This is a genomic window from Candidatus Rhodoblastus alkanivorans (assembly GCF_022760755.1).
GTDB classification, from domain to species: domain Bacteria; phylum Pseudomonadota; class Alphaproteobacteria; order Rhizobiales; family Beijerinckiaceae; genus Rhodoblastus; species Rhodoblastus alkanivorans.
The window spans coordinates 529,011-540,929 of record NZ_JAIVFP010000001.1 but is presented as its reverse complement, the minus strand read 5'-3'; the positions used below and the strand labels follow the sequence as shown (position 1 = coordinate 540,929).

Below are 11,919 nucleotides of genomic sequence, written 5' to 3'. Positions count from 1 at the left end.
TCGTCACAATTCATATTTTTATCCATTATTATCAATGTAATAGCCTTAGCACGATTCTGGCACGTTCCTTGATGGTCCGCCCCCGCCAATGGCCAAGCGGCCGGGCGAGCCCGCCTCGAACGCGAACTCCTTTGATTCGCGAGAAAACAGGGAAAAGAGATGAAAATCGTGATGGCTATTATCAAGCCGTTCAAGCTGGACGAGGTGCGCGACGCGTTGACGGGCGTTGGCGTGCACGGCCTGACGGTGACGGAAGTCAAGGGCTATGGCCGGCAGAAGGGCCATACGGAGATTTACCGTGGGGCGGAATACGCCGTGAGCTTTCTGCCGAAGCTGAAGATCGAGGTTGCGGTTCCGGCGGACCTGGCCGCCAAGACGGTCGAGACCATTTCCAGCGCCGCGCGCACCGGGCAGATCGGCGACGGCAAGATCTTTGTCAGCCCGCTCGAACAGGCGATCCGCATTCGCACCGGCGAACGCGATTCCGACGCGCTCTAATTCCCCTCTCTGTCTTCAGGAGTAAATGATGCTTTCCATTCCCCCCCGCCGAACCGGGCTTAAGACGCTCGGCCTCGCGCTGGCCGGGCTGGCGCTGTGCGCCGGCGCGGCTCATGCGCAGGGCGCCGCGCCGGCGCCCGTGCCGAACAAGGGCGACACCGCCTGGATGCTGGTCTCGAGCGCGCTCGTTCTGATGATGTCCATTCCCGGCCTTGCCCTGTTTTACGGCGGCCTGGTGCGCACCAAGAACATGCTGTCGGTGCTCGCCCAGGTCTTCGCCATCGTCTCGATGGTTGGCGTGATCTGGGTTTTGTACGGCTATTCGGAAGCCTTCACCAATGGCGGCGGCCTCAACGACTTCGTCGGCGGCTTTTCCAAGATCTTCCTGAAGGGCGTGGACGCCAACTCGACCGCGGCGACCTTCTCGAACGGCGTGGTCATCCCGGAATACGCCTATATGGTGTTCCAGATGACCTTCGCCATGATCACCCCGGCGCTGATCGTGGGCGCCTTCGCCGAGCGCATCAAATTCTCGGCGGTGATGCTGTTCGTGCTGCTGTGGGTGACGGTGATCTATTTCCCGATCGCCCATATGGTGTGGTACTGGGCGGGCCCGGACGCGGTCGGCGACGCCGCCAAGGCGCTTGCGGCGGCTTCCGGCGACGCGGCCAAGGCGGCGGCGCAGGCCAAGCTTGACGCGGTCAATCTCGACGCCGGCAAGCTGTTCCAGTTGGGCGCGCTCGACTTCGCCGGCGGCACGGTCGTCCATATCAACGCCGGCATCGCGGGCCTGGTGGGCGCGCTGATGATCGGGCCGCGCATCGGCCACGGCAAGGAGCAGATGGCTCCCCATTCGCTGACCATGTCGATGATCGGCGCCTCGCTGCTGTGGGTCGGCTGGTTCGGCTTCAACGCGGGCTCGAACCTCGAGGCCAATGGCGTGACGGCGCTGGCCTTCGTCAACACCATGGTGGCGACGGCGGCGGCGGCTATTTCGTGGATGTTCACGGAATGGGCGTTCAAGGGCAAGCCCTCGCTGCTCGGCATGATCTCGGGCGCGGTGGCGGGCCTGGTCGCGGTGACGCCGGCCTCGGGCTTCGCCGGCCCGATGGGCTCGGTGGTTCTCGGCCTGGTCGTGTCGCCGATCTGCCTGTTCTTCGTCTCGACGGTGAAGGAGAAGTTCGGCTATGACGACGCGCTCGACGTGTTCGGCGTGCATTGCATCGGCGGCATCACCGGCGCGCTCGCGACCGGCATCCTGATCGCCCCGGCGCTCGGCGGCGTCGGCATCACCGACTACACCAACTTCGCCCACAACAACGCCGGAACCTACGACATGGCGGCGCAGATGATCGTGCAGCTCAAGGCGGTCGGAACCACGCTCGTCTGGTCCGGCGTCGGCTCGGCCATCCTCTACAAGATCGTCGATCTCATCATCGGCCTGCGTCCCGCCCCCGACAAGGAGCGCGAAGGCCTCGACATCACCGACCACGGCGAACGCGCCTACAACTACTGATCCAACCTCCCAAGCCAAAAACAAAGAACGGCGGGGCATTTGCCCCGCCGTTCTGCTTCCCGCAAGCTCAATAGGCGACGATCTTGTAGTCCTCGCCCGGCTTAACCTGGTCGCTGTCGAGGCCGTTGAGAAGCTCGAACTGTTCGATCGGACGATCGGTGAGGACCATTTTCGCAGCCAGCGTCGCGGCGGTGTCGCCGGGACCCGCCATGGCGAGGCGCAGGCGAAGCGGCTGGGCCAGCCTTTTCTCTTCCTCGGTCATCGGCCGGAAGCTGGCGATAGCCTCGTCGAACCGCCGGCTGGCCTCCGGCGTCATGGCCTTGATCGCGAAAATGAGACGATAGAGGTCGCCGTTGAAGGCGATCACGGCGACGCGGAAGTTCCATTCGCCCGCACGGGCGTCGGCGAAGACCGCCGGCAGACCGTTGACGTCGCTTTCGTGGATCGACGAGGCGACCAGGCCGTCGATCCAGCCAGAGGTCAGATAGTCCTTGAGGGTCTTGCCCGGCGGCGCGCGCACGCTGTCGAAGCGCAGGGCCTCGGCGCCGCCGTCGGCGACGCCGAGCACCGCCTGCGCCGAATTCTCCAGCATATAGCCTTCGGGGGCCTCGAAGGAAAAGCCGAGGCGCGGATGGATGAATTTGCGGCCGCGAATCGCCCCGTCCACCGGATCGTCGCCGAAAATCATGCCGTCGATGGCGTTGAGATAGGGCTGGCGCGCGACGCCGCCGATTCCGGGCGCGCCGAACTGGCGTGCGACCTGCAGCGACGCCGCGATCCTCTCCGGCGTCGAGGGATGGGTCGCGAGAATATCCGGCGCGCCGCTGTCCTTCTGCCCGATCAGTTCGGCGCGCATCTGGCTCGACCGCGCCAGAGAGCTGAGGAAGCGCGACGCGCCGAACGGATCGTAGCCGGCGCGCGCAATGACAGTGATGCCGATACGATCGGCTTCGAACTCCTGCAACCGGGAATAGCTGGCGATGGTGCGCGCGGCCGTCGCCTGAACCTCGTCGCCCTTCTGACGGCTCTCGATGACCCGCGCCGCCTGGGCGATCACCGCCTCGGTCTTTTCCTTCTCGGCCCGCAGCAAGGCGTGGCGCGCCGTGACATGGGCGATTTCATGCGCCATGACGGCGGCGACCTCGGACGTGTCATTGGCCAGAGCGAGCAGGCCGCGCGTGACGAAAAGGTCGCCGGAGGGGAGCGCGAACGCATTGACCACCGCCGAATTCAGGATGGTGACGCGATAGGGCTGGGTCGGCGTGTCGCTCGCCTTCGCCAGCCGGATCAGAACCTGATTGAGATAGGTCTGCGCCTTGGGCCATTGATATTCGCCCCCGTAAAGCGCGATGAGCTTCTTGCGCTCCGCCTGCTGCGGCGTGTCGACGATCGCTTTCGGCGCGGCGATGGGCGGCGACGGCGGCGGAGGCCGGACGCCCTGCTGCTCCAGCGTCGCGCAGCCGGAAAGCAGCGTCAGCGCCGCGAGCCTCGCCAGCGCGGAGGCCGCCGGCGGAGCGAAAATCCGTCGCGACATTTTGCGCTTGCGTGCCGCCATCAATCCGCCGCTCTGGTCCTGCGCCCTGGCCGGCGCTGCAATGAAATCCAATCTATTCCGCTCAGGGCGAATCTTCCTTCTTGGGCGCGCCCGCCTGCGACGCCTCTTCCATAAACTCGATTTGGCCGGGATGGAACAATTGGATTTGCGGCGAGGCGCCGATCTCCACCACGCCCCGCGCGCGGACCCGGCGGCCTTTCAAGCTTTTCTCGTCAAATCCGGCCCGTTCGAAAGCTCGCCGGCTCCGCTTGGATATGACGAGCGCGGCGCCGCGGCGGCCGGCGAAATTCAGATAAGTCCGGCTGAAGCCGTGACCGATAGAGCGTATCCGCCCCTCGACGATGGCCAAAGTCCCGCCGCGCGACACGAAGGCCGCCGCATCGTCCCCCGAGAGCACGGCAAAAGCCGGATCGGCCCAAATTCCCAGTTTCGCGGCCCGCGCCTCGGCCTCGGCGGCCTTCGGGCCTTCGGCGCAGGCGCCGGGATCGGCGCTGACCATGGCGAGACCGGCGGCGACGAGCGTCTCGTCCGTTGATTCGCGCGAATCAGCGATGAAAAGCCGCGCCGGAACGCGCCCCCAGCGGTCCGCCGCGCCCAGGACCTGCATCCGTAGCGTCCCGTCGCGCAACAAGGACGTCAACTGCCGGGCGACCTCCTGCGGCAGGCCCGGCTCGGCGGGCGTTGCGCGCGGCGGCTCGATGGAGGGGAAATAAATCACGCGGCCGTCCGCGAAAACGATGTCGAGCCGCGCGTCCACCCGCCCAAGCCGCGCCGTTTCGATCGCGCCCGCGCCGCGGCAGTCCATGGCGGCGGCCCGGGCGCAAACCGGCGCCGCAAACCAGATCAGGCAGGCAAAGGCGCGACGAATGAGGCGCATGAGGACCGCGCGGCGAACGACGACGCGAATGCTTACCATGATTGTGCGCGCCATGGTTTTTTCGCGGAGAAATTTGTGATAGGCAGAGCGCGCTCCCGCGTCCCGGTAGCTCAGCAGGATAGAGCAACGGTTTCCTAAACCGTAGGTCAGGGGTTCGAATCCCTTCCGGGACGCCATATACTTTATTTTTCAAATGGATAATCCCAAAAAAATCCCGGCCGAAGCCGGGATTTCATGATGCGAGACCGAAACGAACGGGGAGGGAGGACGATCGTTCCAGGCCCGATCAAGCCTCGGGCGCGTTCCTTCACCAGACGTAGGCGAATTTCATATAGGCGCCATTGGTGCCGATTGTGTTGTAGCCCTGGATATCATGCGAATACCGGACGGTAAGCGACGCCGCATCGGAGAAATGGGCCATGACGCCGACGCCGAGCGCGGTTTCCGCATTGGCGGGCGCCGCGACGCCGCCGCCATTGGCATAATTGGCGGCGGCGGTCGTCTGCCAGTCGAAAGCGACGAAAGGCTCCCAGAATTTCGTGGCTTTCCAGCCCAGCCGCAGGTTGGTGAAAAGCGTCGTTCCCTCGTTGATGCGGGGCGCGCCCGGCGCGGTCTGGATCGAGCGGAAAACCGCGCCGGAGTCGCCGGTAAAGCTCAGCAGCGTCGACTGCCAGTCAAAGAAGATCGTCGAATAATTGGCCCAATAGTGATTGCTGACATCGGTGTTGCCGACCGGAAACTGGACGAAGCTCTGCACGCCGAAGGTGCTGTTCGAGTTCGGCTTGATCCAGACCGCGGGACCGGTCAGCGGATCGCCGATTCCGCCGACGCTGCCGCCGGGTAGAGTGACCAGCACTTCTGGCACGATGATCTCGTAGGCGAGGCCGACATTGGGCAAGCCGTCGAGAGTGAAGAAGCGGACATATTTCGACAGGCCGACGAAAAGATTGCTGTTGGTCGTCGGATAGAGACCGCCCAACGGGCTCCAGGCCTGCGCCTGGCTGTTGTATTCGCCATATTGGACGAAGACGTTGAACGGCTGGAAGTTGACGGGGAGATTGTATTCCTGCGGACCGATCACCGCGAAAGTGATGTCGGACGCTTGCGCGGGCGCACATGCCGCAAAAGGAGCCGTCAAGCCCGCACCCAGCGCGAGACGGCGCAATTTCATTTTCGTCGTTTTCATGTTTCCCCCTCCGACAATAGGATCAGTTCTTTTGGTCAGGCTTCTCTTTAGCCAGGAATTCCAGATAGGCGACGAGTTCCCAGATCTGCTCGGGCGTGTAGGCGCCGCCCCAACGCGGCATCACCGCGTGATGGCCCTTGCGTCCATTGGTGATGGTTTCGAAGGCGTAGTTGGGATCGAGATCGTCGCCGCGGGCCTTGAAGGCGGGCGCGGTCCCGCCTACGCCGTCGAAACCGTGGCAATAGCCAGCACAGGAGGTTTCAAAGCGTAGTTTGCCCATCTCGATCCGCTTGGGGTCGTTCAGGTCGAACGGCGGCTTGTTTTCCGCGCGCGCCGCGCCAGACAGCGTCGTCAGGCAGAAAAGGACGGGCAGGATTTTCGTGCGAACCATTTTTCGCTCTTCGATCATGCGGGGCGGCGACGGTCGCCGCCCCAAGGTTATTCATCGGATTGGCTTACGGCAGGGCGAAGACGACGAGCGCGGCGCCTGCAGGCAAGGTCGTCACCTTCGGAAAGGCCCTCGCCATGAAGCCGACCGCGGCCGAGCCGAGACCGGTCGGAACCGCGATATATTGCTTGCCCTTGACCGAATAGCTGATCGGGCCGCCGCGGACGCCAGAGCCGGCGTTGAAATGCCAAAGCTCTTTGCCGGTTTTCGCGGAATAGAAATGGATGTCGCCTTCGACGTCGCCATTCACGACCAAGCCGCCGGCAGTCGCGAGTACGGCGCCGAGAGCCGGGATGTCGTAATCGACGCTCCATTTCTTGGCGCCGGTCACCGGATCGACCGCGACAAGCCGGCCGAGCGGCTTGCCGCCGGGCGGCGCCTTCGTCACCAGATCGGCGGCGCCAAGCGCCAACGCGCTTATCGCCTTCAGGGAGCTTGGGTCGTCCTTCTTGGAGGTCACCGTATTGCAGGCCTCCATGGTATTCGTATACCAGTAGCCGGTCTGGGGGCTATAGGCGCCATGGTTCCAGCTGCGTCCGCCAAGCAGCCACGGACAAAGCAGTTTCGTCTTGCCGATCTCGGGCTCGTTGCGACCGATCAACTCGCCCGTCTTCGGGTCGATCTTCTTGATCGTGTTTTGTGCGTCGACAAGCTTCCAGACATTTTCGAGCTTGCCGTTGTCCTTGTTCATCACGAAGACGAAGCCGGCCTTGTTAAGATGGATCAGCGTCTTTTGGTTGCCGGTCGGCAGCAGCACCGCCTCGTAGGGCGCGTCGTAATCCCAGACGTCATGTGGAATTTCCTGCCGAGCCCATTTCAGCTTCCCAGTTTTGGGATCGAGCGCGAGCAGGCTGCTGGTGTATTTGTTGTCGCCCTCGCGGCCTATGCCATAGAAGTCGGGCGACGCATTGCCGATGCCGATATAGATCGTGTCTGTCGTTTCGTCATAGGTGCCGGGCAACCACGCGGCGCCGCCGCCGACGTCGCCCGACTTGCCGGGCCAGCTCTTCGGATCATCCTTAATCGTGTCGAAGGTCCAGAGCGGTACGCCGGTGTCGGCGTTGACCGCGTAGATCTTCTGGCGCGTGGGCTGATCGCCGCCTGTCGTCCCTCCGAACAGGACGTCGCCGGCAAGCTGCGGAGGCGAGGAGAACACCGATCCATAGGTCGTTTTCAGATCGACAAGCTGGCGCGACCACAATTTCTTGCCGGTCTTCTGGTCGAGGGCGATGAAGCGACCGTCGAGCGAGCCGATGAAGACCTTGCCACGCCCGACCGTGACGCCGCGGCTTGTCGCGGAATAGAAGGATTGGTCCGAGATCGGAGCGAGCTTCGGCTGGTATTGCCAGATGATTTTGCCGGTCGCGCCGTCGAGGGCGTAAACGTGATTGTACGGGCCGATGTAATACAGCACGCCGTCGACCTCGATCGGCGTCGCCTGCAAGCCCTTGGTGATGTCGCCCGGCTGAGCGATCCACGCGACCGTGAGCTTCTTCACATTGCTCTGGTTGATCTGGTCGAGCGGGCTGTAGCGCCAGGCCGCGCCGGTGCGATGATATTGCGGCCAGTCGTTGGGCGCGGCCATTCCCATTTCCTTGACGCTTTCGGCATGGACCGCGACGGGCGCGGCCGTCGCAGTCAACGCGAGCGCCAACATGCGCAGACTGACGTTGGATTGAAATGTCATTGACCGTTTCCTCTTCGCTTTCGTTTTGGTTGTGGCCGTACCGCGGCCAGGTTTTCGGCAAGCCGGCGCCAGCCCCGCGCGATTGCTCGCGCGGGATCGAGCCGCCGCTCGCTTCGGTGAACTCAGGACAAATGATGGACGGTTTGTAGTCCGTAGACGGGGATCGGAAGCCCTTCCATCCGTGCTTTCAGCTGGAGGGCCAGATAGAGCGAGTAATGGCGCGACTGGTGGAGGTTCCCGCCATGGAGCCACAGCCCTTCCTGCTGCGTCGGCTTCCACATGTTGCGCAGTTCGCCCTCCCAGGGGCCGGGGTCCTTGCTGGTGTTCGAGCCCAAGCCCCAGACCTTGCCGATCCGGTCTGCGACTTCCTGCGAGATCAGATCGGCGGCCCAACCGTTCATCGAGCTGAAGCCGGTGGCGTAGACCACCAGATCGGCGGGCAATTCCGTTCCGTCGGTCAGGACGACGGCGTTCTCCGTGAGGCGCGCGACATTGACGCCGCTCTTGAGCTTGATGCGGCCATCGGCGACCAGATCGCAGGCGCCGACGTCAATGTAATAGCCTGAGCCGCGCCGCAGATATTTCATGAACAGGCCTGAGCCGTCATCGCCGAAATCGAGCATGAATCCGGCGGACTCCAGCCTTTTGTAAAAGTCGGCGTCGCGCTCGCGAATCTGATCATAGACCGGAATCTGGAACTGATTCATGATCTTGTAGGGCATAGAGGCGAAAGTCAGATCCGCCTTCTTCGTCGTCATTCCGGCCTCGACGGCGCGCTCCGAATAGAGATCGCCAAGGCCGATCTCCGTCAGCGATTCCGATTTCACGATATGGGTTGACGAGCGCTGGACCATGGTCACGTCGGCGCCGCCTTCCCACAGAGCCGCGCAGATGTCATGCGCCGAATTGTTGCCGCCGACGACCACCACCTTCTTGCCCCGATAAGCGTCGGGGCCGGGATGCTGCGAGCTATGCTGCTGCTCGCCCTTGAAGATGTCCATGCCGGGAAATTTCGGCAGGTTCGGCTTGCCGGACATGCCGGTGGCAAGCACGAGTTGCTTGGGCTTCAGCACCAGTTCGCGGCCTTCGCGGCGGACCGTCACCGTCCATTCCTGCGCGGCTTCGTCGTAAGAGCATTTCACGCATTCGGTCGACGGCCAGTAATTGATCTCCATCACCTTGGCGTACATTTCCAGCCAATCGGCGATCTTGTCCTTGGGCGCGAACACCGGCCAGTTCGCGGGGAAAGGCAAATAGGGAAGGTGATCGTACCAGACCGGGTCGTGGAGACAGAGCGACTTGTATCGCTTGCGCCACTGGTCGCCGGGGCGCTCGTGCTTGTCGATGACGATGGTCGGCACGTCGAGTTGCCGCAGGCGCGCCGCCAAAGCGATGCCGCCCTGTCCACCGCCAATGATCAGGCAATAGGGCTGGCGGGAAAAACCCAGCTCAGCCTCTTCCTGCGCACGGCCCTCGGCCCAGGTCTTGCGGCTGGGGTCGATGCCGTGCCGGGCGCCGGCCGGGCGCCTGTAGCCCATCGGCTCCTCGAAACCCTTCAACTCCTGCATGGTTGTGAGCAGGGTCCAGATGCGCCCGTCCTTGATGCGGACATGGCCATAGCCCCGCGCCAAGGCCGTTTCGAACTGGATCCAGCTTTCGATCACATCGCCGGACTCGACGGCCTGCTCGCCATCCGCGACGCGCCAGTTTTCGGGGCGCGCCTCGCCGAGTTGCGTGCGCAGCATTTCGCCGATCCGCTCGCGGCCTTCAAGGGTCTTGAGGTTCCATGTGAACGCCACCAGATCCCGCCAGTAGCAATCCGTCTGGAAGAGCTCGAGCGCGGCCGTGACATCCGCCATGGCCAACGCCGCGCCGAGGCGATCCAGAACATCCGTTGCAATCGCCGTCGCCGTCGCCTTGTCCCGCATATGCAAACTCCCTGTCGCCGACTCGCGGCGCGTATCGTTCTTGGGCTCGATGTTGCGATCGAAGCTGCCGAAGGTAAGAGCAAGGCTGGCGCCAGGAGAAAAAAACAACGAAAATCATTTTTTATCATTATGTTATTCGCCAAGCCGCGGCGCCGCTGGCGAGGCGGCGGCGCCACACGTGTGGCGCGCGAAACGCCTCAGGTTGATGGCGCGGCAAATTAATGAGATCGTTGCCGTTTAAGAAAAAAGAAACGAAAAATCGCCCGCGAAAAGAACATGCCGCGGGGACGGGGAGGATCGTGATGGCGCACGGCGCGCAATCAGACCATATTGACGAACTCATGCGCGCGGCGGCCGAGCAAAATTCGCGGCGCGACACGATCATCCACGAATCCTGGCTGCGCTGCGTGGCCGAGCACAAGCTCGACCCGACCGTGTTGCGTGAGGCGCGCATCCTCACCCAAGGACAATTGCGCGAATGCCGCGATGCGATGGACGAATTCCTCCACACGGCGCGCTTCGGCGTCGAGACGCTTTACCGCCAGGTGTCCGGGCTCGGCTATGTCCTGCTGCTGACGGACGCGAGCGGCGTCACCGTCGATTTCATGGGCGATCCGACCTTCGACAATAATTGCCGCAGGGCGGGCCTCTATCTCGGCTCCGACTGGAACGAAACTCACGCCGGCACCTGCGCTGTCGGCACGTGCATCATGACGGGCGAGGCCTTGACCGTCCATCAGACCGATCATTTCGACGCCACGCATATTCCGCTGACATGCACGGCCGCTCCCATTTACGATCCCTCCGGCAAAGTGGCGGCGGTGCTCGACATTTCCGCGTTGCGGTCGCCCGAGCCGAAGGCCAGCCAGTTTCTCGCCATGCAATTGGTGAAATCCTTCGCGCACAAGATCGAGACGGCGCACCTCCTCAACCGCTTTCGCAGCGAATGGATCCTGCGCCTCGCCAGCTGCCCGGAATTCGCGGACGTCGATCCCGATGTCGTCATTGCGGTCGATGGCGCCGGACGCGTGATCGGGGTGAACAATCAGGCGCGCATTCTCATGCAACAGGAAGCGGCGGCGAGCGATCCGTCGAAATCGCCGCGCGCATTTTACATCTCCGATATTTTCGAATGCACGGTGGATGATTTTCCGTTTTACGTTCATTCGCGGCCGAGCGAACAGCGCGGACTGCGTCTGCGGCGAAGCGGACGGTCCTTGTTCGGCCAGGCTTTGCCGCCGCCAAAAAGAGCGCCTGGTCCGGCCCAGCGCGAGCGGCCTTTGCCGGCAGGCCTGGCGGCGCTGGCGGGCGAGGACGACGCGATGCGCAACGTCCTGTCGCGCGCGGCCAAGCTGGTCAACACGCAGATGGGCCTTCTGATCCAGGGCGAGACCGGCGCCGGCAAGGAATATTTCACCAAGGCCTTGCACAATGTGAGCCCGCGCGCCGGAAAGCCCTTTATCGCCGTGAATTGCGCAGCTCTTCCCGAAGGTCTGATCGAGAGCGAATTGTTCGGCCACGAGGCGGGCTCGTTCACGGGCGCGAAGACCAAGGGCAAGAAGGGCCTCGTGCTCGAAGCCAATGGCGGGACCTTGTTCCTTGACGAAATCGGCGACATGCCGCTGGCGTCGCAAACGCGCCTGCTGCGCGTCCTCGCCGAGCGCGAATTGACGCCAGTTGGCGCGACGCGGCCGATTCCGGTCGACATCCGCGTGATCGCCGCGACCCATCGCGATCTCGTCGAGCTGATCAAGAGCGGAAATTTCCGCGAAGACCTCTATTTCCGCCTCAGCGGCGCCGTGCTGAAATTGCCGCCGCTGCGCGAGCGCATGGATTTCGACTGGCTCACGGAGAAAATGCTCGCCGAGCGTCGCGCGCAATGCGGCCGCAGCTTCACGCTTTCCCCCGCGGCCTGGGCGCGAATCCGGCAATATGACTGGCCGGGAAACGTTCGCGAACTCATCAACGCGCTGGACTATGCCTGCGCGGTGGCGGAAGGCGATTTGATCCAGCTCGACGATCTCCCGGAGCGCATTCTTTGCGGCAATGTCGGCAAGAAACAAATCGCGGACTCCGCCGAGGAACTCCTTGCCGACCTGCGTCGCAACCGCTGGAACGTATCCCACGTCGCGCGCCTTCGCGGCGTCGATCGCACCACGATCCACCGCCAGATCCGGCGCCATGGACTGATGGCGTTCAAGCACCCGGAATGACCTTGCCGCCT

9 protein-coding genes and 1 tRNA gene are annotated in these 11,919 nt (G+C 63.4%); 4 read left to right on the top strand and 6 right to left on the bottom strand.

Annotated elements, in window-relative coordinates:
* Nucleotides 1–159 precede the first annotated feature (159 nt).
* Both K2U94_RS02495 and K2U94_RS02490 read left to right on the top strand, forming a co-directional pair.
* Entirely contained in the window at nucleotides 160–498 is a 339-nt protein-coding gene (locus K2U94_RS02495; protein ID WP_243065702.1) for a P-II family nitrogen regulator, read from the top strand.
* 25 nt (nucleotides 499–523) lie between these two features.
* Nucleotides 524–2,014: an ammonium transporter gene (locus K2U94_RS02490; RefSeq protein WP_425332498.1), complete on the top strand. Its 1,491-nt coding sequence runs from the start codon at nucleotides 524–526 to the stop codon at nucleotides 2,012–2,014.
* A 67-nt stretch (nucleotides 2,015–2,081) separates the two neighbouring features.
* Here K2U94_RS02490 and K2U94_RS02485 read toward each other — a convergent pair whose 3' ends face one another.
* Both K2U94_RS02485 and K2U94_RS02480 read right to left on the bottom strand, forming a co-directional pair.
* A complete protein-coding gene (locus K2U94_RS02485) occupies nucleotides 2,082–3,620 on the bottom strand; it encodes a M48 family metalloprotease (protein ID WP_336606146.1) in 1,539 nt (512 codons plus the stop codon).
* Nucleotides 3,621–3,630: 10 nt separating this feature from the next.
* Entirely contained in the window at nucleotides 3,631–4,500 is an 870-nt protein-coding gene (locus tag K2U94_RS02480; RefSeq protein ID WP_243065700.1) for a thermonuclease family protein, read from the bottom strand.
* A 45-nt stretch (nucleotides 4,501–4,545) separates the two neighbouring features.
* On the opposite strand from K2U94_RS02480, the gene K2U94_RS02475 reads away from it, so the two are divergent.
* Nucleotides 4,546–4,622: transfer RNA gene (locus tag K2U94_RS02475), tRNA-Arg, on the top strand.
* A 131-nt stretch (nucleotides 4,623–4,753) separates the two neighbouring features.
* Here K2U94_RS02475 and K2U94_RS02470 read toward each other — a convergent pair.
* The 4 genes from K2U94_RS02470 to K2U94_RS02455 all read right to left on the bottom strand — a co-directional run bounded on the left by K2U94_RS02470 (nucleotide 4,754) and on the right by K2U94_RS02455 (nucleotide 9,695).
* Nucleotides 4,754–5,632 (bottom strand): transporter, encoded by an 879-nt coding sequence (locus tag K2U94_RS02470; RefSeq protein ID WP_243065699.1) that lies wholly within the window; start codon nucleotides 5,630–5,632, stop codon nucleotides 4,754–4,756.
* A 22-nt stretch (nucleotides 5,633–5,654) separates the two neighbouring features.
* On the bottom strand, nucleotides 5,655–6,023 hold the full coding sequence (locus K2U94_RS02465; RefSeq protein WP_243065698.1) for a c-type cytochrome: 369 nt from the start codon (nucleotides 6,021–6,023) through the stop codon (nucleotides 5,655–5,657).
* A gap of 64 nt (nucleotides 6,024–6,087) precedes the next feature.
* The gene (locus tag K2U94_RS02460) at nucleotides 6,088–7,767 is read right to left on the bottom strand and encodes a pyrroloquinoline quinone-dependent dehydrogenase (protein ID WP_243065697.1); all 1,680 of its coding nucleotides are present in this window, start codon (nucleotides 7,765–7,767) and stop codon (nucleotides 6,088–6,090) included.
* A 122-nt stretch (nucleotides 7,768–7,889) separates the two neighbouring features.
* Nucleotides 7,890–9,695, bottom strand: coding sequence for an NAD(P)/FAD-dependent oxidoreductase (locus K2U94_RS02455; RefSeq protein ID WP_243065696.1), 1,806 nt, complete (start codon nucleotides 9,693–9,695; stop codon nucleotides 7,890–7,892).
* Between the two features lie 302 nt (nucleotides 9,696–9,997).
* Between K2U94_RS02455 and K2U94_RS02450 the strand changes: the two genes are divergently transcribed.
* Nucleotides 9,998–11,908, top strand: a complete 1,911-nt coding sequence (locus K2U94_RS02450) for a sigma-54-dependent Fis family transcriptional regulator (protein ID WP_243065695.1) — start codon at nucleotides 9,998–10,000, stop codon at nucleotides 11,906–11,908.
* The last annotated feature ends 11 nt before the right edge of the window (nucleotides 11,909–11,919 follow it).

What these genes read in the sequence shown, in the direction of transcription:
- K2U94_RS02460 (WP_243065697.1), bottom strand. Translation starts at nt 7,767, where the DNA reads ATGACATTTCAATCCAACGTCAGTCTGCGCATGTTGGCGCTCGCGTTG.
- K2U94_RS02495 (WP_243065702.1), top strand. Translation starts at nt 160, where the DNA reads ATGAAAATCGTGATGGCTATTATCAAGCCGTTCAAGCTGGACGAGGTG.
- K2U94_RS02470 (WP_243065699.1), bottom strand. Translation starts at nt 5,632, where the DNA reads ATGAAAACGACGAAAATGAAATTGCGCCGTCTCGCGCTGGGTGCGGGC.
- K2U94_RS02455 (WP_243065696.1), bottom strand. Translation starts at nt 9,695, where the DNA reads ATGCGGGACAAGGCGACGGCGACGGCGATTGCAACGGATGTTCTGGAT.
- K2U94_RS02480 (WP_243065700.1), bottom strand. Translation starts at nt 4,500, where the DNA reads ATGGCGCGCACAATCATGGTAAGCATTCGCGTCGTCGTTCGCCGCGCG.
- K2U94_RS02465 (WP_243065698.1), bottom strand. Translation starts at nt 6,023, where the DNA reads ATGGTTCGCACGAAAATCCTGCCCGTCCTTTTCTGCCTGACGACGCTG.
- K2U94_RS02450 (WP_243065695.1), top strand. Translation starts at nt 9,998, where the DNA reads ATGGCGCACGGCGCGCAATCAGACCATATTGACGAACTCATGCGCGCG.
- K2U94_RS02490 (WP_425332498.1), top strand. Translation starts at nt 524, where the DNA reads ATGATGCTTTCCATTCCCCCCCGCCGAACCGGGCTTAAGACGCTCGGC.